This is a genomic window from Ferrimicrobium sp., assembly GCF_027364955.1.
Taxonomy (GTDB): Bacteria; Actinomycetota; Acidimicrobiia; order Acidimicrobiales; family Acidimicrobiaceae; genus Ferrimicrobium.
Genome location: NZ_DAHXOI010000007.1, coordinates 32,299 through 54,392, shown reverse-complemented (window position 1 = coordinate 54,392; position 22,094 = coordinate 32,299). Strand labels below are relative to the sequence as shown.

The window sequence follows — 22,094 nt, the reverse complement described above, 5'->3', positions numbered from 1 at the left end:
GCAGCGTGCCCGTCCCCCTATCCGATCTCGTCGTGTTTCACGAGGTCCGAGGGGTCCGAATTCGCACCGCAAAAGATGATACCGATGTGATCGTGTCCACTCGTCTTGACTTTGTCTGCGAGCAGCGCAGCCAACGCTGCGACTCCACCATACTCCCCGACCAAACGAAACTCGTCCCAAAGGAGCTGCCTGGCTGTCACCATCTCCTCCTCCTCGACGAGCACGGACTCTACCCCCATCGATGAGATCACCTCATAGGCGAGGTCCCCACAGCGTCGAGCGCCGAGCGAGTCAGCCGCCACCCCAGAGACCTCGACATCCACCGGCCCGCCGGCAGCTAGCGCCTGTCGGATCGTTGGCGCTAGTGTCGGCTCAACCGCAATAACTCGCGTCTCGTGTGGCATCGCCAGTCGCACTCCAGCCACCAGACCACCGCCCCCAGCTGCGACGACAACGACATCTAGGGAGCCAGCCTGGTCAAGAAATTCAAGACCCGCGGTCCCCTGTCCAGCCACCACCTCGACCTGGTCATAGGCATGGACAAAGAGGGCACCACTCTCACGCTGGCGAGCCAACGCCCAATCATAGGCATCGCCGTAGCGTTGGCCACGGGCGACCACCGTCGCGCCCAAGGTTCGTAGACGCTCCAACTTGACCGGACTTGACGTCTCTGGCACGACGATCTCCGCAGGGATCCCGAGACGATGCGCAGCATAGGCCAGTGCTAAGCCAGCGTTACCACCCGATGCTCCAATCACTCCCGCATCGCCGATCGTTCCAGCCTCTCTGGCCGCGAGCACGCGATTAAAGGCACCCCGTGCCTTAAAAGAACCAGTCACCTGCAGTGCCTCGAGCTTGAGCAGTGGATGGGCTGGGTGATCGTCCCACCTGATAATCGGGGTCTCACGCACCCAGGGGCTGATACGGCGCCGAGCCACTACTACATCATCAGGTGTCATCATAGTTATCAGGTTACCGGCACCATCGGTCGCCCGCCAGCCCAAGAGCACCAATCACTCACCAACACCCCTCAGTTGTTAGCCTGTCCATCCCGATCAGGTGCAAGTGGACGATCGATTGCAGGCGGCAACAGTCGCCCAAGGTTGAGTCCAACGAACCCGGCGGCGGCTGAACCGATAACGATGAGCCCTATCCACGACAGCGGAAACGAACTCGCGAGCAACAAACCAGCGATCGGAGGTCCCGCAATCGTACCGAGAGACCATACCGTCGAACCAAGCGCGTTATATCGCGCTCGCAGATGTTCGGGAGCGAGATCATTGGGCAAGGCGCCGGCCACTGGACTCAACAGCGTCTCACCCAGGCCGAAAATCCCAAGAGAGAGTGCGAGCAAAACATCGACTTCGAGATGCGCGAGACCATGAATATCGGCGAGACCAGCCATGAGCCAGCCAAGCGACCAGAGCACACCTACCCCGAGGAGCATACGGCTCCGTCGCCACCGACGAGTGAGATGAGCCACTCCAAGCTGCGACACCACAATAACACCCGTATTGACGGCAAAACCTATACCAACGATCCTTGGGCTCGCATGGACGATGACGGTTGCATAGGCTGCCCATCCACCATCGAGCATTGCATAGCCAAAAAGAACGAAGAGCGCTGATGCGACGAGCCAAGCGAGAAAGCGCCGATCACGCAGGACGACTCGATAGCCTTCTCCCGTCATCGCTCGCTTATCACTCACCTCTGGGTGAGTCCGAAAACCCGGACGGTGGCGCAAACCAATCCCGACAATGAGGGCAAAAGCGATCGTGGTCAGTCCGTCAACTACATAGATCACCTCGAAGCTCACCGGGCGATGAAGTGAAACGACCGAACCAGCGATCAGGGCCCCCAGCCCGAGACCACCGTTGAGCACCCCGAACCGTAGCGCATAGGCGCGCGGTCGGTTTGGACTCGCCAGTTGACTAGCCACCAACGCATTGAGTGTGGGCCAAATGACCGACTCTCCCACTCCAATCAGGGCAACAACCACCGCTGCAAAGACGGGAGTACGGGCGTCAGCGAGCGCAACCGTCGCCACCCCGGAGATGAGCAACCCGCCAGAGAGCAAACGCCCTACACCTAGCCGGTCACCGAGACTTCCACCAATGGCGCCGGTTGCGAGCCCGGTGATCCCGGAGGCGGCCACCACCAGGCCGGCCAACGGCAAGCTCATATGTCGAATACTGTGAAGATAGACGACCAAAAACGGAAGCGTCAGACCACTTCCAATGGACGAGACAAGAGTCCCAACGAGAACCAATCGCCAGCCGCGACGATCCTCGACGATTTCACCGTTTCCCTCGGTCACAGCCGCACGGCCCTCACAGACACCTTTTCGTCAATCGAACACCCTTGCTTTCGCGTCTAGCGCATCGTGAACGCGAAGCAGCGACAAACACCCCGGCTCACTCTAACGACTTCCCGGACATGCCTGTGAGAACGGGTCTGGATCGACCACACCATCCCCTTCGCGCCCACCAGTCCCATCGCGACCCGCAGCTACAATAGACAACGACAAGAAGCTGGGCTGGCGCCGTGTCGCTTGTATCCGAGCATGCCATATTCGCGTGAATGCACCATCTTCACCTACACAACGAGGAGACCCGATGACTACCGCCAAGGCAACCCAACATATTGATGATACCCACGCTCGCGCCACGACCTGGAGTTTTGCCGATGGCGCGGAGACGGGGGACCATGTACACGCCTTCGACTATGTCGTCATTCCAGTGACCGGCGGCACCTTCCGGGTCCTAGATGCCACCGGTGAGACCCACGACATGCACCAAGAAGCCGGAACCCCTTACGCTGGCACCAAGGGCACCGCCCACAACGTCATCAACCAAAGTGGCAAAGACGCCGTCTTTGTCGAAGTCGAACTCAAGGGCAATCCAATCCCTTAGAGGTCCGCAAGCATGCTCTCGTGAGTTCGTCCACGATAGAGACGACGATGCCACACCATCAATCCCTGTACCCACTATGACGACCCGCAGACATGAAAGCCCCCTGCCCCACAAGTGAAAACAGTGTCACTCCCCTCGCTTGACAAAGCTGTCGGCGATGGTGTTGAGGCCCTGAACGAGATGCATGCCGATGGAATCGAGCCGGTGAAGGAGTTCACGCTCTCGGAGAAGTTCCATGGTCACCTCCCCCTGAAACAGCGCAGTAATCTCGTCCTCATGAATACAACGCACGCGATTCGCCAATCGGAGTGCCTCAACTAGTTGCGCAGCTCCCCCAGCTTTGGGCTCGCCAATCGTGACGACCACCACCTTCGCGCTGTCGATGGCAAGCGCAAGCTCGCCCAACACGTGAAGCAAGGGTTGGGGGTCGACCCCCTGGAGTAGCCACCATTCCCTCACAAAGTCCCGCAACTCATCCAAGAGATCATCGATCGCTCGAGAGAAGCGGTAGAGATCCTCACGATCGATCGGCGTGACGAGCGTTTTGGCGAGCGTATCGACGAGTTCGGTGCGCAGTTGGTCCCCATCATGTTCGATCTGGGACATCTTCGCTATCGAGGGATCATGAGCGAGCTCACCATGGAGCATTGCGATCACCAGACCCACCCCTCGCGCATCGGCATCGAGGTGGGATACCAGATTCTCTACCAACTCCTTCGAGGCCCTCGGCCCAAAGCTCTGAAAGAAATGTACCAATCGCTGCCATGGGGATTCAGAATGCTTGCGGCCCACTAGAACAACCTCACAATCAGGCCAACGCCAGCCGCAACCCCTACCGCTAACGGCAGTGTGACGAGCCAAGCGACACCGATTCTACCGATCTGTCCCCACTGGAGTTGCCGCGGAGCAGTCCGAGCACCCACTCCCACCAGTGCGGCAGTGGCCGCCTGGGTGGATGAGATCGGATAACCAAGTAACGAAGAGACCAAGACGACCCCCGCCGCACAAACGGTCACCTCGATAGCGGTATCTGAACGCACGTGCATAATCCGTTCGGACACCCGGGCCGCCATCTGTCGCACCGAGAGCAGAATGCCAGGGGCAAAGAGCAGCCCCATCGCTAGTTGACCAGGGATCGAGATCTGCACGCCGTGTACCGCCAGCCCTAAAGCGATCGCCACAATCGCCACAAGCTTCTCGGCATCATTCGACCCATAGGCAAACGACTGCACAAGAAACCCGGCCCACTCGCCTGCCTTTCGAAGGCGTGGTGACAGTTCAGGCGGTCGCAGCCACAGCTCGAGGGTCGCCACCAGGTAACCAACGACCGCCGCTGTTAACGGAGCAACGACGCCAGCCAGGAGGACCGCCACCACCGTTACCCAGTGCACCGGCAATCCAAAACCTAGGCCGGCTCCGACGATGGAACCCGTGATCGCAAGGGTAACGCTCGTGGGAAGTCCGTGATGGCTCAACAGATAGACAATCCCCAACGCACAGACAATCGCCACAAGAAAGGCCAACTCACCACCGGTCTTTTCAAAGGCGACCAGACCATGCGCGACCGTTGAGGCGACCGCAGTCCCGACGATCATCGGAGTAAGCGCCACAAACAGAGAAAGAACTACCACTGCCCGAAGTGGTGCAATCGTCGTGGTCCTGGTGTTCAATGCCACCAGGGTCGCACCGTCATTCGAGCCGCTTACCAATGCCGCGGCGAGAGCGAGCACGAAAAGGAGCGTGGCACCAACAACCGCCAAACCAACTACCTCCCATACCCTCGACGCCCTAAGACGACCGATATCTTTGCCTCATGCTACCTCGTGCAAACCACACCAGCCGGGCATCGAGAAGGTGCTCAGGGCGTCAGATTCTCACAACACCGCAAAGATCGTAACCACGATCGATCACCACCGATGGACCAAACGAACATGGCCCTATCAAAGCCCATGAACGACCATTCAGCCTGAACTGGTCGAAATCGCTGGTCTGTTCCAAGACGAGCTGGCAACTCACCGTCGCTAGAGTGCAATGAGCGAACACGACCGCAGGCGCCTCACCAATCCGTTGGGGATTGTTGGCGAGCGAATTGGCGGCGTGGTTAGCTGAGCACTTTTCGTTTGCAAGATGCACCCGCACTCCGAACTTGCCAACCGGGTCGTCTAACCCCCGGTACTCCTCAGCACGATCGACGTCTCGAGGACGCGAGCGGCAGCATTCCACGACGCGAGAAGATTCGAGAACGAAACGCAAGCTGCCCTCACAATCTGAGATTGTTCGCCAAGGACGCTTCGAGCTCGTCAGTAGCTCCTACCAGGGAGGCGGATCACCATCGTCCCAAACCTGCGCCGTCGACACCGACCGAGCGAGCACCCGATAGAGATCGCTTCGACGATCATCCAAGAGGTGATTCTTCGATGAGATCACCTTGTTGCGGGCCCGTGCAGGATCGACCTCCCCTACTGCTACTCCGGCAACTCCGAAGGGAATTGGCGCAAAGGCAGGATAACCACTTGGATCAAGGAGGCTGGAGTAGCCGACCCAGTCGACACCTCGCTCCTTGCCACAACGATCCGCTATGGCAATCCAGATGCCATTTGTCGCCGCACTGGCTTGTGCCTTGACAAACTCCACAGGCCGCTCCGCTTGAGGGACTGGCGATAGTGGCCAGTTAGTGGGCACCACCAGGAGCTCCACGCCCATGAGCGTAAGCGCCCGTACGAGCTCTGGAAACTCAAGGTCATAACAGATCGCGAGACCGACCCGCACGCCGTTAACCTCGGTAACGGTGCTCAAAGCATCGCCTGGTGTAAAGAATTCCTTCTCCCCATCCCAGAGATGGATTTTCCGATAAGTAAGAGGATTCTGATCTGGAGCGATCAGCGCAGCCGAGTTATAGAGTGCTCCGTCTTCTCCAAGTTCCGCGAAGCCGCCAACGATCGTGATGCGGTGCTGATTCGCCAACTCGCCCCACCGCTGCAGCGTTGGGTTACCCAAGATGGGCGCCCCAAGCGAGCTCGCCTCCTCATACGATCCAAAAACGTAGCCGCTGTCGCTCAACTCAGGAAGGACAACGAGATCGGCACCATCGGCGACTGCGGCCAAGACCGCATCGATGCTTCTCGCGCGATTGCCTTCAAGGTCCCCCACCTGCAGACTGACTTGGCCCACCGCTACCCGCATGCCGTTCACCCTAGACTCCCTATCATCCACTCTCTTTCGGCGGCTGATCGACAATGGCGTCAGGAGGTATTGCTCTTGCGACCCTCCACACATAATCACCAGTGTTGGCGGTCCATGGGGATCATCGATGAATAGAACAAATGTGGCGACCAGATAATAGGCTCAGTCAACGAAGCCTTCCACCCCGCCCTAGCTCCCATCAAAAGCTAAGGACAAACAGGATACGGATCATGCGGCGATGCACAGTACTCAAAGTACTCAAAGCGAGTCTGGTTCCTTCCTTGTGGCTACTGTCTCATCCCGTAAGTAGTTGTCATACCTTGCGTCTGGACGCAATTTTCTGGGCTCGATGGATAATGCCGCGATCAAACCCTCGAGCACTTGGAAACCAAAGGAGCATTGGGCTCACCACGCATACCATTGGGCAAACGTAAGCATCTGCTAGCGAGAGGATTCCTCATCAGTGGCGGGCCCAGATGCCGGGATCAAAGATCGATTGCGAGATCCGCTCGTGTCGCCCCTCCCAGTCGGGCATTGCGCGCGACACCAACTCCTCAAATCGAGAACCATGACTCGGCTCAAGGAGGTGGGTCAACTCATGGACAACCACGTAGTCAAGACTCTCCGGGTGTTTCTTGGCCAGGTCGAGATTGAACCATACCCGTGCGGCTTTGATGTTACAGGATCCCCAAAGCGTTCGCATCTTGCGCACTCCCCATTGCGAGGACTGCACCCCGACCACCGGCTCCCAGCGTGCCAGAACGGAGGGTATTGCCCGTTGCAGTTGTCGTCGATACCACCGGTCAAGCAGCCGCTCCCGCTCATCCTTGGACGAGCCGGCTGGCACTGCAAGCACCAGCTGCCCAGCACGTAACTCCGCCCCAGCACGATTTGCGACCTCCCGCACGAGCAGTGGATACGGTTGACCCCAGCAATAATGCACTTCACCGGTCTCCATCTGGGGAGCCGTAAAGGTTATCGACGCTGCGAATCGGGCCTGGTGCGTGCGGATCCAACCCAATCGTGACAAGAGGATAGTACGCACCTCACCTACCGTGGTGCCGAGTGGTGCGGAGACACGCACCGTCCCGTGAGGTGGGCTGACACGAATATGTGTGTGTTTGATCGCCTTCAGGACCACCTCTGCCTCAACATCCTCGACGGTGACACTGAACCGCCTAGTTGGCATTGTCTCGCCAAGGTACAGCTACGATCACCACGGGGTGTCCCTCAATCCTCGCCAGCGCGCTCGCACAACCTCTAGGTTAGCTCTCGTCGACCAGAGCAACGTTTCATGCAGTATCCCCTCGTGGCCCACAAAACTGGATCGCCATAGCACCGTCAACAGGCTTGCCACGTTTTCTGTCGATTCCCAATTCAAGGTCCCGGCCACGAGACCAGGTGGGCTCGCTCCCCCAGCGACAGGGGTTGTCCCTTGTGAGATCCCCTTTTTGGTTTGACCACACAGTTGACGAATGTATCGCTTGGGATCATTTCACGCTGACCCGAGAACGCAAGGCACGAGTGCTGCAAAGCAAATGCTTGTAGAGGACCAGACCACTCCTGAAGTGCATCATTGCACCGGACACTCAATCAAAATGTTTCTTGCAATCACGCTCAAGCGACGCATAGCTTGGGGGTACTCGCCGCTCGTGCTAGTATAGGAATTGTAGTCTAGACGTGAGGTACGCTATGTTATCTGGTACAAAACGAAAGATACGCCATGGAGTCCGTGTCGTTGCTCCACTCTCGCTCTCTGCCATCCTGCTTGCAGCCTGTGGCGCCTCGAGTTCCTCATCAGCACCAGGCGTTCACCTTGGAGCCCACAGTGCACTGCTGACGGCGTATCGAACCACCCAGAAGGAACGGTCGTTCGCAATCTCAACGGTCGAGAACGTCACGACCACAGCTGGCTCCCAGCAGAGTCGCACCAGCGGCTATGTCTATCAGACTGGCTCAAATCCCATCAGTATCGACGCCGAGCTCACCAACAACGGCGTTGTCCCATCGAGTCACGAGAACGTCTCCACGACAGAGCGCGTGATTGGCAACACCATCTACTTAGGCATTCCAAGCGATGAGCTCGGTCTCACCACGCTCAGCGGTGCTCGCTGGATCCAGTCGACACTCGTAGGACCATCGACGGCGCTGACTAATCCACTTGGCCAGGCAGGATCCACGAATCCAACCTCAGTTTTGGCAGCTATCGCGCGACGTCTGAACACTCAGATCACTACTGTCGGAGCGGCCACCGTCAACGGACACGCAACCACGGAGTACTCCGCTAACATCAGCGGGGCCAACTTCCTCCACACCTTGGAGTCGACCGTTCACGCACAGGCCCTCGCCAAAGCGCTGTCTACACTGAATTTCGATAGCCCACTCATGATCAAGTTCTGGATCGGCACCAACGGACTGCTGCGACAGGAGCTCGTCCATCTCGATATCTCCGTCATCCAGAAGGGAGCTGCCGCTATCCCTGTCACCATCTCGATGCAGGTCGATCTGACTCGCTACGGAGCGGCCTTCCCAGCCGTGAAGGCCCCAACCTCAGGGATCATCAGCCAGCAGGCCTTTCTCGCCGCCGTCGAGGCCTCGTATTCACACTAACTCGGTCGCAAGCACCCAATCTGACGGGGCCAAACCGGTAAGTCCGTTGGGCTAGGCGCCGCACCGTGAAGCTCCTCTGGTACGTGAGAGCATCGCTGATTGGGCCTTCCACTATCACCACGATGACAGGCAGCCCGTTGATCGCCATCTTGGGCCAAGGGTTGGAATCCTTTTGCGTGAGCGCCCAGTTACGCAGGACCCTGCCGTTGGTGCCAGGTGTCCACCATCGCTCACGACACGACCCCCACAGACGGGTGCCGACCATACGCCAGGCAGGCGATCTCACTCATTGGTCGAGGTATCACTGACGCTACGCGACTTCGCTCATCACTCCTCCACCGACTCCATGGCTGGAGTCCGATACCCCAGCATGGCGGTCCCGATCAGTGCACTCAACGCGATGAGGAGGATGGGAATATCGAACCCCACCAGCGCCACCAAGCCAGCGCCGAGCGCTATCGAGATGCTCTGAACCCCGTTGAAGATGACATTGAAGGCAGCATCAACGCGTCCCATCAGCCGACGAGGAGTACTGCGTTGGATAGCCGTATTCACAGCAACCAAGAGCAGCGTGATGCCAACTCCGAGCAAGACGATACCACCACAGACGATGAGCACGGCGACGAGCGAGTGCGGTTGCGTACCGACCAGCACAATGGCGGACCCAAACGCGATGGCAACCATGCCAAGTGCTGCGGTCTTTAGCTCACCGAACCTACGCATCAGCGACGCTGACGCGACACCTCCGAGAATTGCCCCAACCCCTTGAACGGCGACGAACACCCCCACGAAGGCGGCAGATCGCCGAAGACCATCCGTTGCAACCGCGAACATGGCCGTCTCAAAAAAGCCGACCGTACCAAGCAACACCGTTAACGCCCAGGTCAACCGACGCTGAAACGGCGAAGCAAAGATGTGGCGAACGCCAGCCAAAGCCTGGGCTCGCCAGTGTTGAGGCGACGCTGCTTCATGATGTTCTTGCACGCGGATGAGGAAAAGCAGGCTGATTGCGAGTGCGTAGGTCGCGATGTCGACGCCGACCACCGCCATCGCTCCTGCGAGCACAAACAACCCGGCCCCGATGAGCGGGACCACAAGGCGAAGACCCTCTGACACCGTCGACAAGAGACCATTGACGGATCCAAACTGCTCTGGATCAAAGACCGAGGTACGCAACCCGACGTCAGCCGCACTACCAACGGTCGCCAAGGCACCATAGATAACCATCACGAGATAGATGCGCCAAAGACCCGATGCGCTATGCACGCCGATGAGACCGAGAAGTGACAGTGCACTCAAGGTGTTCGCGGCTATCAAGACCCTGCGCCGAGGAAGACGATCGACGATCAACCCGGCCAGAGGTCCAATGACCATAGTGGGTGCAATGTAGAAGAAGAATGTCAGACCTGCAGCGGCATTGGATCCCGTGAGCTCGCGGACCCAGATCCCGGCTGCGATGAAGAGCACTTTATCGCCAAAACCTGACAAGAGCGTACCGATCAGGTAGGCAAGAGCGTTGCGCGACCGCATCACTTCTCCTCAGAATCGATGTTCTGGGCAACAACGGCGCTGTCAAGATCCATTGGGTAGGCCAAGTAAAGAACCTCAATCAGCCGAGCATCGGTCGGCCTCAAGCTTGGATCGACCAGACGGTCCCGGTAGGCTGCAAGCACCTCCCTCACCTTGGCATTGACCTCGGCCAGCTCCGTCGCCGTCACGAACAAGCCAGTTTGGTCAGCCGTACTCGCTCGGTCCCATTCCCCTGGGTAGGATCCATGGATACGTTGCCAGCGTTCAAATCGCCCTAGCGCCCTGCGGAAGAACATTTGAGTCAACACATCTGCTGCGATGCGAGCCTCGGGATCAAGATCCTCTCCCTGGATCGTAAAACCCATATGCACCAGCTTCCATGGTCGCTGGCGCCCCTTCCCCTTGCCTGGCGTGGCCTCCTCGACAAACCCATATTTAGCCAGCTGCCTGAAATGAAAAGAGCAGGTAGTAGGGGTCTCTCGGATCAACTCGCCCGCCTGCGTTGCCGTCAAACTCTGGTGGACAGCGAGCACTTCAAGGAGAGCAATCCTGACCGGATGCGTCAGTGCCCGCATCGCCTGCGCATCGGTCAATCTCTTCGTTTCGGGATCTACAGCGGTTTTCTCAAGAGCCATCTCTCGATAATACTCTCTCGAGAGATAGCTCGTATAGCATTTCACTAAAAAACTTTGCCGCAAATCCCTCATCACACACGAAGGCTTCCTTGTTTGCGATGTGTTGATGTACTGCCAGCCCATGACATGGTTCTAGCCACAAGCTGGTACGGACAGGGGCGTAAAGAGAAACGACACCAGACGATGAGTACCCCCAATCATCAAAGCACCCATGCAGCACGTCGAGCTCAGCAGCTCATGCGTTGTCTGACGATCTGTTCCGAACGTTTGACAAATCAATCGCCTGTCTGCTAACCTATGTCAATGAGGTTGCTGCGTCGGCACTTCGATCCTTGGCTCCAGATCCTCATCAGTGGTATACTTCTGGGACTCATTCGAGTATCCATTGGTTTCGTCGCCCACACCACCAAACTGGCCTGGGTACAGCACTTCAATCACGGTCTTCTCGGTCTCCTGATGGGCGGGTTCGTTCCCTTTGTCGTTATCCTCTTCGTGAGCGTGAATCTATGGCCCCAATCCGTCCACCCCAGCGTGCAGTGGCTGATTCTTCCCGCCAACAAGAGGCGTACCCAAGCGGTGGATGCCGCCGCCTATCCACCTGCCTCGCGCTAGTCCAACGAACACTCACCAGCGAAGAACCACCGGGTCCCAGACATGGCTAGCCTCACTGCCTTCGCGGCCCACGGTGCTGGTGCGGCGCGACAGACCCTCAATGAGACACACTGCCTCAAAGCTGGCCACGCCTGGCCGAATCGCCGCTGTTCACCGCGTAGCCAAGATCGCCCGCCTCATGGCATTGAACCCAAATGTCAGAACTCACCAACAGGACAAACCGTGACTGACTGAGGATTGCCACCAGAAGCCCTCCCTTTGGCAGACCCGACGCACCGCCTCCCAACTCGCCAGGTGAGCACGGTTGTGGCTCAAATCCATCAGGCATTGATCCGGGAAATGGTGCCGAACAATGATCCATAACTACTACAGTGACATCCTATGAGTGCTCCTCTGCCAGCGGCCAGTCCGGTTCTTGTTGCGACCGACTTGGTGCAGGCGTTTCGGGAACGACAGGTGCTTTTTGACCTCTCGCTCTCAATTCCAACGGGTGAGGTGCACGGTCTGCTCGGATCCAACGGTGCAGGCAAGACGACCACTCTCAACATCCTTGCAGGACTCGTTCCCCCGGTGAGTGGGCAGGTACTGATCGATGGGAAATCGGTCTGGCCGGACCCCACGTCCATCAGAAGTCTCATCGGCTACGTGGCTGACGAACCAATCTTCCTCTCGCAGTTGACCGCCCGTGAACACCTTGATCTTTTTGCTCACGCCTTTGGTTATCAGCAGGAACTACCTAGGCGAACCGTTGAGCTCCTCAAGCTCGTGGGGTTAAATGAACACGCTGATGAGCGAGTGGCCGGATTCTCACGCGGTATGAAAAAACGTTTCGCCCTCGCCCTCGCCCTGGTGCCCGACCCTTTGGTGCTCCTCCTCGATGAACCCACCGTCGGGCTCGATCCGCGTTGGATCCGTCGCGTCCGTGAGCTCATCACCGAATTGGCCAGCCAGGGCAAGACCATCATCTTCTCGAGCCACCTGCTTGAACTGGTGGAATCGGTGGTACATCGAGCTACCATTCTGTCCAATGGACGAGTGCTAGCGTCCGGCGCACTTTCCGAACTCCGATCGAAGGCAGTGCTCCAGGAGGGAGCCGACCTCGAGGAGGTCTTTTTCGCCCTCACTGACCACCAGGACCACCCCGATGCGACCTCAACCAGCTAGAGCAAGGACCGTTACCTGGCTCCTCCTTGTTGCGAGCATCAAGGCTCGGTATCGCGTCACCAATAAGGGCCTACCAAACGCGCGTGTGTGGCCAAGGTTGACGTTGAGCACCGGGATCATGTTGATCTTTACCCTCGTGATCTTTGCGGCCATAGCTGGCACCGAACATCGGTTCTTCCCAGGCAACGCCACAGCGACGATCCCCTTCCTGGTTGTGGCCGCTAATCTTCTGGCGATCTTTCTAGTCTTGGGTGGCATTGGGACCCTCTCGATCGTGCTCGCAAGCAAGAGTAGCCAACGAGTGGCAAGACTGCTACCCGTCCGACAGAGCGCGGATATCCTCACCTCCTTCGTTGCCGGCAACATCGCTACGTTCGCAAGCGCTGCGGTCGTAACGTTCCTGATGGAACTGCTCATCGTCTCTTTGATTCATGGCAACTTCATCGAATATCTGCTCTGCATCATCGCAGCGATTGAATCAATGGCCATCGCGATTGGATTGACACTGATCGCGGGAGGGGGCATGGTGCGATTCCTTCCCACCTCCGTGCACAAGTGGATCATCGCAATCTTGGGGAACCCTTTTCTTATCCTGGTCATTGCCTCAATCACCTTAGACCACCAACAGTTGAGCCGGACGATCATCCACATGACGTCTGGAGCGACGATCCGCCTGGCAGCACTGGCATTGCCTGGAGGCATCTTCACCGGAATGGCACAACGAGCACCAGTTCCATTCGCGATTGGTATCTTCGTCGAACTCCTCGTTGCAGGTCTGGTCGGCTATGGGGGTTGGCGGATCGTCGCGCAACCCCGCAAAGAGGGTGCTATGAAGCGACAGAACGCTGTTATCTTAACACCTCACCTGCCGGCACCGTCACTCTCAGAACCAGCAGCCAAGGAACTAGCGGAGAACGAGGATTCCGATTGGCAAGGGACAGCAGGCCTTTCCATGATCCGCCGCCAGCCAAGTCCAGGTCCCTGGTCAGAGGCGATCACGCTTAGCCGCATCCTGCTGCGCCTCCTGATCCGCGAGAACCTGGTCGGTACGCTCATCTTCTCCACGGTCGTGCCGCTGTTGATCCTCTTGGGACTTGGCAGGGGTGGCTTAAACCTGGGCTTACTTCTCTTCTTTGGTGCACAGATGGCAATGGGTGTCGCACGCATTGTTGCACTGTGGGGATTTGACCGTTTCCGACCGCTTCTGGTGACACCGATAACGCGTACGACTTTCACCTATCTTTTCACCTTGTGGTGGGTAGCGATCGGCATGCTACTCTTCGTGGCCGTATTCTTAGCCACCCTCCACGGTGACCCCACACGCGCGTTGCTGTCGGGGGCTATTGCCGCCTTCCTTGGGCTAGCAGACGCCACCGTTGTACTGATGGCATTGGCATACTTTCCAAGGAGTGCACCCCAGACATGGGGACAACGGCTCTCCACTGGAGGATCGACTGCAACATTTGCCGCCAGCTTTGCTACCTTCATCATCGGCGGAATGGCCACCCAGCTGCAATCATTTGGTCTCATCTTTATCCTGATCCTGACCTTTATACTCGCGGCAGGAGCGTTGAACTGGATCTTTCTTGCAGGTGCTGAGGCCTATCTTCACCAGCTTCGTACCGCTGATCCGCTCGTTGTGCCGATCTAGTGCGACAGGCGTCTTTGGATCACCAGTATTCTCACCACCACGATAAACTCCGCTCGTTGGCGTTCAATATGTCAGTCGTGAGACCATGGCGGACGTTATCGACAGCGCTCTTGTCTAGCAAGGGCCACGGGGTAGTGAGCCTGCGCCCCACCCTTCATCTCCAATCGGCGCAGCTCCTCCGCATCGACATGCTCGGCACCCGTGTCACACCCTGATGTCCGAGTGACCAAAGAGAGCGCAACGACATCTTCAGTAATCACTCATCACGCGTTCTGCTCCATCAGCGTTTCCCAAGAACGATCACCTTGACATCGAAAGCTAGTCGCCACCAAAGAGGCCCATCAGCGAACTATTGCGCATTCCCCAGGTAGGAAGAGCCCCCGGCTCTATCCTTGCGCACCTTACCCATCAACGTCAGGAAACTCTATCTTCATGGATACCCATAGTTAGAGTGATGCGAACGCTTGGATGACACTATCGGACCCCTATCGTTCCCACGTGTACCAGATAGACTCACCAATCATCAACGTGGAACGGAGCTATCTCAACCATGACTCATCAAGTCCGCGTAAAGAAGTTCACCGGGTTGCATCGGTCCAGTAGGAGGGCGTTGACCGCCCTCGGAGAGAGCTACAGCATCTCGCCGCCTCTGATGAGATGTCAACATATCCGCCTATGGCGCGCTACGGATCAAAGGTCGTTTGCACGTTGAATGATCCGCTACTCCGTCGTCTCCAACGACTGATTCACCGCTTCTTTGGTCGACTGAACCAGACAAGTCACAACTCGGATTCACGAGGCGCCGAACAGGCGAATGTCCCACCCCGCCTTGCGGACCTTCCACCGCGCTTCTGGGTGTTGGTACTGCTCACCGGCGTCGGGGCAGGTATCGGAGCGATGGTGATGATGGGAGTCCTCCGAACCGTGCAACACATCGCTTTTGATTACCACTCGGGCGAGTTCTCAAACGCCGTCGCAGCCCACAGCGCCTTACGACTCGTCGTTGTACTCGCCATCGGTGGTATGGTCACCGGTCTCGGGCTGTGGGCACTACGCCGCTTTACCGGCAGCACCGGAGGCGAACCAACCGAGGTCGTATGGTCACGAACAGGAAACCTGTCGCTCATTCGAACGCTCGCTACGGGGGTGCTCTCGGAGATCACCGTTGCGATGGGAGGGTCCATAGGGCGCGAAGCGGCACCCCAACGCACGGGCGCTGCCACCGGTAGCTTTCTGGCACGAAGGTTCTCACTCCCCCCAGAACAACGATCGCTCCTGATTGCCTGTGGAGCAGGTGCCGGGCTCGGCGCGGTCTACAATGTCCCTCTCGCCGGAGCACTCTTTGCTCTTGAGATCTACCTCGGCACGATGTCGCTGCCGCTTGTGCTTCCCGCCTTATTGACATCGGGAATTGCGGTAGTTGTATCGTGGATTACTCTCCCCGCTCACACTGTGTACTTTGTGCCCAAACTGGCGAACCCCACCACCTCACTGATCGTCTTCGCTATCGTCATTGGGCCCGTCATGGGTCTTGCGTCTGCTGGTTATGTCAAGATCATCACTTGGGCGAGTGATCACCGGCCCAAGGGGCGACTTCTCTTCATCCAACCAGTTCTCGTCTTCACCGCATTAGGTTTCGTCGCGATCTCGTACCCACTTCTGCTGGGTAACGGTGTCGATCTCGCGCAATATGCCTTCACCGGCTCGGCCAGTGCTGGTCTGTTGGTTCTTCTCGCACTTGCGGCACTCAAGCCGGTAGCCACCGCTGCCTGTCTGCGCAGCGGAGCGTCCGGTGGCCTCTTTACCCCGACCATGAGCTTCGGCGCAATTTTCGGCGCACTTATTGGCCACCTTTGGTTGCTCATGTGGCCAGGACCATCGGTCGCGGCCTTCGCCGTGATCGGAGCAGCGGCACTATTGGCTGGCGCCATAGAAGCACCCCTCACTGGTATCGCGATGACTATCGAGCTCACGCGTACGATCGCTATCACTGCACCGATCCTCATTGCCGCCGTTGGAGCAACCCTCATCTCGCGGCGCTTCGACTTACGCTCCATCTACTCAGCGAGGCTGTCTCCACAACCCCCTGACCCACCACCATCTTCACCACCTCCTCAAGCACCGCCGGAGTAGCTCTGGCAGGGACAAGGGACAAGAATCTGGCGAGTTTGGAACGTGTGTCATGACTGAACCCTGTCGTCAGTTCGCCCCCTGCGACGTCCTGTGACCACAAACGACAAGAACCATTCGAGAGAGAGTCTCACGAAAACGATAAGTCCCGAAGTGTTTTTCACGAGCGACGCGCCACGCCAATGGCTGCGACCATGAAACAGGAAGCTTCTGGCGTTACTCAATGAAGGCTGGCTGCCAACCGGGTCACTGCATGCGTCCAGCGGCACAGCGCCAAGCCGAACATGAGTGGCACCGCCTTAGAGCAAGGCAATCCGACCATCTATCGGAATTATAAGAGGCAGTTTCACAACATGCTCGCTTAAGAGTGTGAATGGTTGATAGACGACAGAGTTGATCCACACCATCAGCCTCGGCAACGATAGGGTTGTAGCTCTTGACAAACACGCGCAACCATGCAGTGGCGGACAAACAATTGCATAGTGGCGGACACCAAACCGGTATGGCATTGGTAAGCGCAACGCAGCTGGGCAAGGAGAGCGTTGGCGCATGGATAAGGGCTGCCTACCGCTTCGCACCTCTCATGGTGAGCGCGATATGCTAACGAATCGGGCGTCCGGTAGTATTGCCGAACTCCACGCGACTCCCCCGTTGACCAAGTTGCGCATGCATCACTAGCGTCCCAGAGTAGATACCGACAAGGCCAACCGGACGGAAAGGAGTCAACTTCCCTTATGTCAAACAATTCTGGTGAGGGGCGCGAGGTACCGCGATGGATACCACTCATTCGTCATTTCGTCCCTGGTCTACACCCTTTCACAGCTTCGGCTGCACGTGACCGTCAGGCTTGAGGGCTAGCCTGGAGATTGAGGATTCCTGAACAATTCATGAGGGGTGAAGGTGGCGTCGGCGCGCGAAGTCTGGGGCAATCGCGTGGTGCGAAGACTTGTCATTGCCCGCTCGCTGGCCTCATTCGGTTCCGGCATGTTGCCAGTGGCGTTGAGCTTCACGATTCTGGACCGTTTTCACTCGGCCAGTGATTACGGATATGTACTAGGGGCTCAGGCGATAGCCACAGTCGCGGTGCTCTTCTTTGCTGGGGTGATCGGCGATCGCGTTGCGCGTAAGCCCTTAGTAATGGGCTCGGACATGATCATTGGGCTGATGCGGGTCGTAATGGCGCTTGCTGGCCTCTTGGCATTGCAAGAACTTTGGATTTACCTGGTAGCCCAGCTCATCGTAGGGTTTGCATACTCACTGTTCTTTCCGGCCTTTGAGGGATGGTTCCAGGCTGTCATCCCAATGGAGTATCGACAACAGGCCAATGCACTTCGAAGCATCTATTGGAACACCGGCAACATTCTAGGACCCGCGATCGCCGGCTTTCTTGCAGCACTGGTCTTTCCCGGTTGGGCACTCTTGCTCTCAGGTCTTTTGCCACTCGGCACGGTCGTCATCTTTGCAGGTCTTCCTCCCGATCTGACGCATCAGGAACGAAGCGTTTCGACGTTTCGCCAAGATATCGTCGAAGGCTGGGGTGCGTTCTGGCACCGGACTTGGATTTGGACGGTCGATCTCCAGTTCGCGCTATGGCACGTCGTTGCCTATGCGCCGTTGGTGGTCTTGGGACCGGTACTGGCCATCCGCTACTATCACGGTCCCGGTGGCTGGGGCTTGATCTGGGGAAGCGTCGCTGTCGGTGGTGTCGCTGGGGGCCTATGGGCCTTTCGGAGCAGAAGTCGCCGGCCCCTGCGGCTTGGTTTGCTGGCACTGTTCTCAACGGTCTCAATTCTCCTCGCCCTTGCCTTTCATCTGTCGATCGGCTACGTTCTCGTCGCCGGGGCACTGTCCGGGATGGGTCTTGAGTACTTCTCCTCACTGTGGGGTACGCTCATGCAGAACCACGTTCCACCCGAGGTCATGTCGAAAGTCACCAGCTTTGACTGGCTGGCTAGTTCCGCGCTACTCCCACTGGGCTATGCGATTGCAGTCCCCTTCTCACATCTGGTCGGGCAGGGAGGTGTCCTCGAAATCGGTGCTAGCTACATTGTGGTATCAACGCTGCTGGTGCTTGCAGTGCCTCAGGTTTGGAGTCTTCCAAGAGCCCCCGAACCTCTGGATTCGTAGCCCCGGGTCTCGACGAAAGGACCATCGGTCACCAACGTCTCGCCGTTACGGACACGTACCGTGGAGGCCGAACTTGGAGCCTCTAGCTCTCGGCCTAGCAGGCGCACCCCTCGCCTCTCCATCTCTTCGACCCAACGAGGAGCTTCGGATGCAAAGATCATCTCCTCATCTGGTGCCGAGGTGTCGTCGGGGCAGATGAACGCAAGATAGTTCATACGAGTCTCCCTTCACGTAGAACCTCAAAGTCACGAGTCACGACTGGCTCTCGCACAGTCGATTCTGACACGCCCGACTCTGGCACGACCCCCAGTATGTGCTGTGCCTGATGCCACCTATCCTGTAGTCTCGCTGACAGCCCGGGTGCCCAATGCGCGCCAGAGCCTATCAGCCCATGATGGTCTTGCTTGGCCACCGCGGTGGCTTCAGTATGTTGAAGGGTCAGGGCGGACTCATCTCGCCACCAGTACTCAAACAAACTTGGATGCATAAGCGCTCCTCTACCTAGATGTCGCCGAATCTCGGCAGCCATCTATACGACGAATCCTAGCAACGCAATTGGACCCCGTTACTAGGATTTATCACGATTGCTCTGTCGGGGTAGAGGTCAGAAGGGGTGGTCGTGCGGAGGCGTTCGCGTTTGCCTTCCCTGTTGAGACCTTCCGTGTGGGGTATGGCATTGGTTAAGCTTGATAAGCTGGCGCAATGGCAAGTCGCCTATTCAATATCGCAGTCGGGGCGAACAATCCACACGCCCTCGCGGAGTTTTGGTGTCAAGTGCTCGGATGGGACGTTATCGAAGACGATGAGGTGTTCGATTATGTGAGCATCGGTTCACCGGATCACTCGTTGCCGGTGATTGACTTTTTGAAGGTGCCTGATCTAAAGTCGAGGAAGAACCGACTTCATCTTGACCTGCGCGCAGATGGAACAACGACCAAAGAGGAGCTGGCACGCTTGGAGGGCCTTGGTGCTCGGCGCGTTGACATCGGTCAGGGTCCAGATGTGAGCTGGATTGTCTTGGCGGACCCGGAAGGTAATGAGTTCTGTCTGCTAGGAAAGACTGCTCAAGAGTTTCTTGGGGCCAAAGCGTAGCCTCCAGAGTCTGTCGCATTCAATGTTGTCCTCGGCAAGAAGAATCGGAACTTCGATCGACCATCCACGAGATACTCAACAAGGCCATAGGGCTGGCGTTGTAAACGGTGGGTTGTCCTGGGGCAGTGTCGCGGCCGATCCTTCCTTGATCAGGGTGAGCGACGAAGGAAGGCTCGTGCCAGAGATGGCGCCATCGCGCTCGACTATGCCACTGCGCTCGACTATGCCACTCCCGCGGCGGCGTGTGCGGCTTAGATGCCGTAGCTGGGTTCGACACAAGTGCTTGGTCCCTGGGACTTCAAGGCTTCGTGGTAACCGTTGCTGGGCTGGCCCGTTCGCTGCTCCCAACGCTACGGTTGGAAGAGCCCAAAGCGTGCGCCAAAAGGATCGGCCACTCGAGCTACACGCCCAAGACCCTGGTCGGTGGCCCCAGTAAGCACCGTTCCCCCTAGCTCGCGAACTTTGGCAACAGATGCATCAACATCCACACACTGCCAAAACACCGACCACCGCGGCGACTCGCCGTTAGCAAGAGACTCCACCTCATCACCGATACCGGCGATCGGTCGTTTGTTCTCAGGATCCATGTAACCGGCGTAGTGATAACCTTCGACCTCTTCCTCAAGTGGATCCCATCCGAATACCTGGCGATAGAATGCGACCTCTTGGTGATAGTCGTGGACATCGATGGCGATGAAGCTTGGTGTGCCGTGTTCATGCAATGTGGTAAAGCCAGCGAAACTACCTGCTTGCCAGATCCCAGTCACCGCGCCGGCAGGGTCGGTGACTACTGCTTGGATACCGAGATCGTCAACGGGGATAGCTGGGAGATGAACCGTGCCACCGAGGGCAGAGACGAGCTCGAGAGTGCGCTCGATGTTCTCAGTTGCAAAGAAGGGCTTCCAAGTGTTGTTAGCACGAGCCTCGCCCATATCACCCATCCCTCCTGCGATAGCCACGCCCTTACGAGTGAACATGAAATAACCGTGGAAGTCGGGGCTTGGCTCATCAGCGCGCCAACCAAAGAGCTCGGTGTAGAAGATACGGCTTCCCTCAACATCTGATGTCCAAAGATCAACCCAGCAAGGGGCCCCGAGTGGAGCAGCGGATCGAATTGTCATGGTGCCTCCCTTAGGAGTCGTATTTAGCAATGGGTCCGAGGGGACCCTCGCTGCTGCCAGTACACAAAGAAACTCAGATGCCTACGCACTCTCTAGACGGTCCAGCTAGATGGTCCAGCTAGACGGTCCAGCTAGATGGTCCAGAGTCTCGGACTCACCCTTACGACGAATCTAATCACCCCACATGGACAGCATCACTTGGACTCATCACACTTACCGTAACGAGCCCCTTGATCGAGCAGGTTTATCAAAGGCGTCCAAGCGAGCACAATCTCTCCAAGCCCCTAGCCATCAGAGCCCTTGAGGTTTGCTGTTGACCAATTCACAATCACCCAGAATACGGGGCCCTGGATCCATGGCCCTGATAGCATCATCTTGATGCTACAGGTGACACCGAATGGCCCGTGGGGTAAGGACGTTCACCCGAATATGCCGGTCACGCTTGATGAGGTGGTCGCGGACTTGCGGGCGTGTTTCTGCGCGGGCGCGACCGGAGTTCACCTGCATCCCCGCAACCAGTTTGGCAAAGAGACCCTTGACCCATCCGTTGTCAATGACACCTGCAAACGCGTTCGTGGCGTCGCTGTTGATCTGGGCGTGCCGGTCGAGATCAGCCTCACCACTGGCGCATGGATCGTACCCGACCTCGCATCGCGCATCTCGATGATCCGTGAGTGGGAAGGTGTTGACTGCGCGACGGTGAACCTCTCAGAGGAGGGTTTCGAGGATGTGATGGGGGCCATGATCGACGTGGGCATAGGCATCGACGTTGGTCTGTGGGCACCGATTGAGATAGACCGTCTCGTTCGATCCGGTCTTCTTGTACAAGTCCAACGAATAAGCATCGAACTGGATCCAGGTGAGCCGTACTTCCACATGGGCGAACCGACCGATCTGGCACGTGAGGTCAATCAGTTACTCGATGATGCCGCTTCCACCTGCCCACGGTTAACCCACGGAATGAACGACTGGACATGGCCACTCGTTCGCGATGCCTTCAGTCGTGGTCACGACACTCGTGTCGGCTTTGAGGACTCAACTCTACTGCCGGACGAGACGACGGCCAAGAGCAACGCTGAGCTTGTTAACGCCGCAGTGGCCCTGGAGGTACAGATCCGATCTGGTGGGTGAGGCGAGGACTCCACCCTACTAAGCAGGAGCCAGGCAACTGGAGCGTAGGGCTTGATGTAATAGACGCAGTGGACGGGGTACGAGGGGGCTTCCAGACCCCCGATCCCGATCAACGCTAGATCTTTGAGTCCTTAGGGATTCGTGACCCCTTGCCGAGGAGACCCAGCGTAGTGCCCACATTGTAGTGGCCTACCCA

General features: G+C 57.7%; 20 protein-coding genes. 9 read left to right on the top strand and 11 right to left on the bottom strand.

All coding sequences use genetic code 11. The features are described 5' to 3' along the window. Positions 1-17 precede the first annotated feature (17 nt). On the bottom strand, positions 18-962 hold the full coding sequence (locus tag M7Q83_RS06585) for a serine/threonine dehydratase (protein WP_298336616.1): 945 nt from the start codon (positions 960-962) through the stop codon (positions 18-20). A 68-nt stretch (positions 963-1,030) separates the two neighbouring features. Then, complete coding sequence (locus tag M7Q83_RS06580; protein WP_298336614.1) at positions 1,031-2,317, bottom strand: MFS transporter; 1,287 nt, start codon at positions 2,315-2,317, stop codon at positions 1,031-1,033. A 298-nt stretch (positions 2,318-2,615) separates the two neighbouring features. Here M7Q83_RS06580 and M7Q83_RS06575 point away from each other — a divergent pair, with 298 nt between their 5' ends. Further along, the gene (locus M7Q83_RS06575; RefSeq protein WP_298336612.1) at positions 2,616-2,912 is read left to right on the top strand and encodes a hypothetical protein; all 297 of its coding nucleotides are present in this window, start codon (positions 2,616-2,618) and stop codon (positions 2,910-2,912) included. A gap of 126 nt (positions 2,913-3,038) precedes the next feature. Here the strand turns inward: M7Q83_RS06575 and M7Q83_RS06570 are convergent, their stop codons facing one another. The 4 genes from M7Q83_RS06570 to M7Q83_RS06555 form a co-directional block, all read right to left on the bottom strand. Next, positions 3,039-3,704: a DUF47 family protein gene (locus tag M7Q83_RS06570; RefSeq protein ID WP_298336610.1), complete on the bottom strand. Its 666-nt coding sequence runs from the start codon at positions 3,702-3,704 to the stop codon at positions 3,039-3,041. Next, positions 3,704-4,672: an inorganic phosphate transporter gene (locus M7Q83_RS06565; RefSeq protein ID WP_298336609.1), complete on the bottom strand. Its 969-nt coding sequence runs from the start codon at positions 4,670-4,672 to the stop codon at positions 3,704-3,706. Before M7Q83_RS06565 ends, M7Q83_RS06570 begins: the two co-directional genes overlap by 1 nt. A 550-nt stretch (positions 4,673-5,222) precedes the next feature. Continuing rightward, entirely contained in the window at positions 5,223-6,095 is an 873-nt protein-coding gene (locus tag M7Q83_RS06560; protein ID WP_298336606.1) for a nitrilase-related carbon-nitrogen hydrolase, read from the bottom strand. 460 nt (positions 6,096-6,555) lie between these two features. Beyond that, positions 6,556-7,284: a SprT family zinc-dependent metalloprotease gene (locus tag M7Q83_RS06555; protein ID WP_298336604.1), complete on the bottom strand. Its 729-nt coding sequence runs from the start codon at positions 7,282-7,284 to the stop codon at positions 6,556-6,558. Positions 7,285-7,787: 503 nt separating this feature from the next. Here M7Q83_RS06555 and M7Q83_RS06550 point away from each other — a divergent pair. Further along, the gene (locus M7Q83_RS06550; RefSeq protein WP_298336602.1) at positions 7,788-8,705 is read left to right on the top strand and encodes a hypothetical protein; all 918 of its coding nucleotides are present in this window, start codon (positions 7,788-7,790) and stop codon (positions 8,703-8,705) included. A gap of 327 nt (positions 8,706-9,032) precedes the next feature. On the opposite strand, the gene M7Q83_RS06545 is transcribed toward M7Q83_RS06550, so the two are convergent. Continuing rightward, positions 9,033-10,235: an MFS transporter gene (locus M7Q83_RS06545; protein WP_298336599.1), complete on the bottom strand. Its 1,203-nt coding sequence runs from the start codon at positions 10,233-10,235 to the stop codon at positions 9,033-9,035. Continuing rightward, positions 10,235-10,870 carry a helix-turn-helix domain-containing protein gene (locus tag M7Q83_RS06540; protein ID WP_298336597.1) on the bottom strand — a complete coding sequence of 212 codons (636 nt, stop codon included), beginning with the start codon at positions 10,868-10,870 and terminating at the stop codon, positions 10,235-10,237. The genes M7Q83_RS06545 and M7Q83_RS06540 overlap by 1 nt, the downstream gene beginning before the upstream one ends. A 303-nt stretch (positions 10,871-11,173) precedes the next feature. On the opposite strand from M7Q83_RS06540, the gene M7Q83_RS06535 reads away from it, so the two are divergent. The 3 genes from M7Q83_RS06535 (at position 11,174) to M7Q83_RS06525 (ending at position 14,297) form a co-directional block, all read left to right on the top strand. Next, positions 11,174-11,482: a hypothetical protein gene (locus M7Q83_RS06535; RefSeq protein WP_298336594.1), complete on the top strand. Its 309-nt coding sequence runs from the start codon at positions 11,174-11,176 to the stop codon at positions 11,480-11,482. Positions 11,483-11,863: 381 nt separating this feature from the next. After that, on the top strand, positions 11,864-12,646 hold the full coding sequence (locus M7Q83_RS06530) for an ABC transporter ATP-binding protein (protein ID WP_298336591.1): 783 nt from the start codon (positions 11,864-11,866) through the stop codon (positions 12,644-12,646). Positions 12,647-12,749: 103 nt separating this feature from the next. Further along, positions 12,750-14,297, top strand: a complete 1,548-nt coding sequence (locus M7Q83_RS06525) for a hypothetical protein (protein WP_298336589.1) — start codon at positions 12,750-12,752, stop codon at positions 14,295-14,297. Between the two features lie 95 nt (positions 14,298-14,392). Here M7Q83_RS06525 and M7Q83_RS06520 read toward each other — a convergent pair whose 3' ends face one another. Further along, positions 14,393-14,557, bottom strand: a complete 165-nt coding sequence (locus M7Q83_RS06520) for a hypothetical protein (protein ID WP_298336587.1) — start codon at positions 14,555-14,557, stop codon at positions 14,393-14,395. A gap of 397 nt (positions 14,558-14,954) precedes the next feature. Between M7Q83_RS06520 and M7Q83_RS06515 the strand changes: the two genes are divergently transcribed. Together M7Q83_RS06515 and M7Q83_RS06510 are read left to right on the top strand one after the other, a co-directional pair. Next, entirely contained in the window at positions 14,955-16,430 is a 1,476-nt protein-coding gene (locus M7Q83_RS06515; RefSeq protein ID WP_298336585.1) for a chloride channel protein, read from the top strand. Positions 16,431-17,327: 897 nt separating this feature from the next. Further along, on the top strand, positions 17,328-18,554 hold the full coding sequence (locus M7Q83_RS06510) for an MFS transporter (RefSeq protein ID WP_298336583.1): 1,227 nt from the start codon (positions 17,328-17,330) through the stop codon (positions 18,552-18,554). Here the strand turns inward: M7Q83_RS06510 and M7Q83_RS06505 are convergent. Further along, positions 18,509-18,769 (bottom strand): hypothetical protein, encoded by a 261-nt coding sequence (locus tag M7Q83_RS06505; protein ID WP_298336581.1) that lies wholly within the window; start codon positions 18,767-18,769, stop codon positions 18,509-18,511. The genes M7Q83_RS06510 and M7Q83_RS06505 overlap by 46 nt on opposite strands. A 487-nt stretch (positions 18,770-19,256) precedes the next feature. On the opposite strand from M7Q83_RS06505, the gene M7Q83_RS06500 reads away from it, so the two are divergent. Beyond that, positions 19,257-19,646, top strand: a complete 390-nt coding sequence (locus M7Q83_RS06500) for a VOC family protein (RefSeq protein WP_298336579.1) — start codon at positions 19,257-19,259, stop codon at positions 19,644-19,646. A 350-nt stretch (positions 19,647-19,996) separates the two neighbouring features. On the opposite strand, the gene M7Q83_RS06495 is transcribed toward M7Q83_RS06500, so the two are convergent. Further along, a complete protein-coding gene (locus M7Q83_RS06495; protein WP_298336577.1) occupies positions 19,997-20,767 on the bottom strand; it encodes a VOC family protein in 771 nt (256 codons plus the stop codon). Positions 20,768-21,145: 378 nt separating this feature from the next. Between M7Q83_RS06495 and M7Q83_RS06490 the strand changes: the two genes are divergently transcribed. Continuing rightward, the gene (locus M7Q83_RS06490; RefSeq protein ID WP_298336575.1) at positions 21,146-21,898 is read left to right on the top strand and encodes a 3-keto-5-aminohexanoate cleavage protein; all 753 of its coding nucleotides are present in this window, start codon (positions 21,146-21,148) and stop codon (positions 21,896-21,898) included. The last annotated feature ends 196 nt before the right edge of the window (positions 21,899-22,094 follow it).

Coding starts and splice junctions, on each gene's coding strand:
- M7Q83_RS06585 (WP_298336616.1), bottom strand. CDS start 962: ATGATGACACCTGATGATGTAGTAGTGGCTCGGCGCCGTATCAGCCCC.
- M7Q83_RS06575 (WP_298336612.1), top strand. CDS start 2,616: ATGACTACCGCCAAGGCAACCCAACATATTGATGATACCCACGCTCGC.
- M7Q83_RS06560 (WP_298336606.1), bottom strand. CDS start 6,095: ATGCGGGTAGCGGTGGGCCAAGTCAGTCTGCAGGTGGGGGACCTTGAA.
- M7Q83_RS06555 (WP_298336604.1), bottom strand. CDS start 7,284: ATGCCAACTAGGCGGTTCAGTGTCACCGTCGAGGATGTTGAGGCAGAG.
- M7Q83_RS06550 (WP_298336602.1), top strand. CDS start 7,788: ATGTTATCTGGTACAAAACGAAAGATACGCCATGGAGTCCGTGTCGTT.
- M7Q83_RS06545 (WP_298336599.1), bottom strand. CDS start 10,235: ATGCGGTCGCGCAACGCTCTTGCCTACCTGATCGGTACGCTCTTGTCA.
- M7Q83_RS06540 (WP_298336597.1), bottom strand. CDS start 10,870: ATGGCTCTTGAGAAAACCGCTGTAGATCCCGAAACGAAGAGATTGACC.
- M7Q83_RS06535 (WP_298336594.1), top strand. CDS start 11,174: ATGAGGTTGCTGCGTCGGCACTTCGATCCTTGGCTCCAGATCCTCATC.
- M7Q83_RS06530 (WP_298336591.1), top strand. CDS start 11,864: ATGAGTGCTCCTCTGCCAGCGGCCAGTCCGGTTCTTGTTGCGACCGAC.
- M7Q83_RS06515 (WP_298336585.1), top strand. CDS start 14,955: ATGTCAACATATCCGCCTATGGCGCGCTACGGATCAAAGGTCGTTTGC.
- M7Q83_RS06505 (WP_298336581.1), bottom strand. CDS start 18,769: ATGAACTATCTTGCGTTCATCTGCCCCGACGACACCTCGGCACCAGAT.
- M7Q83_RS06500 (WP_298336579.1), top strand. CDS start 19,257: ATGGCAAGTCGCCTATTCAATATCGCAGTCGGGGCGAACAATCCACAC.
- M7Q83_RS06495 (WP_298336577.1), bottom strand. CDS start 20,767: ATGACAATTCGATCCGCTGCTCCACTCGGGGCCCCTTGCTGGGTTGAT.
- M7Q83_RS06490 (WP_298336575.1), top strand. CDS start 21,146: ATGCTACAGGTGACACCGAATGGCCCGTGGGGTAAGGACGTTCACCCG.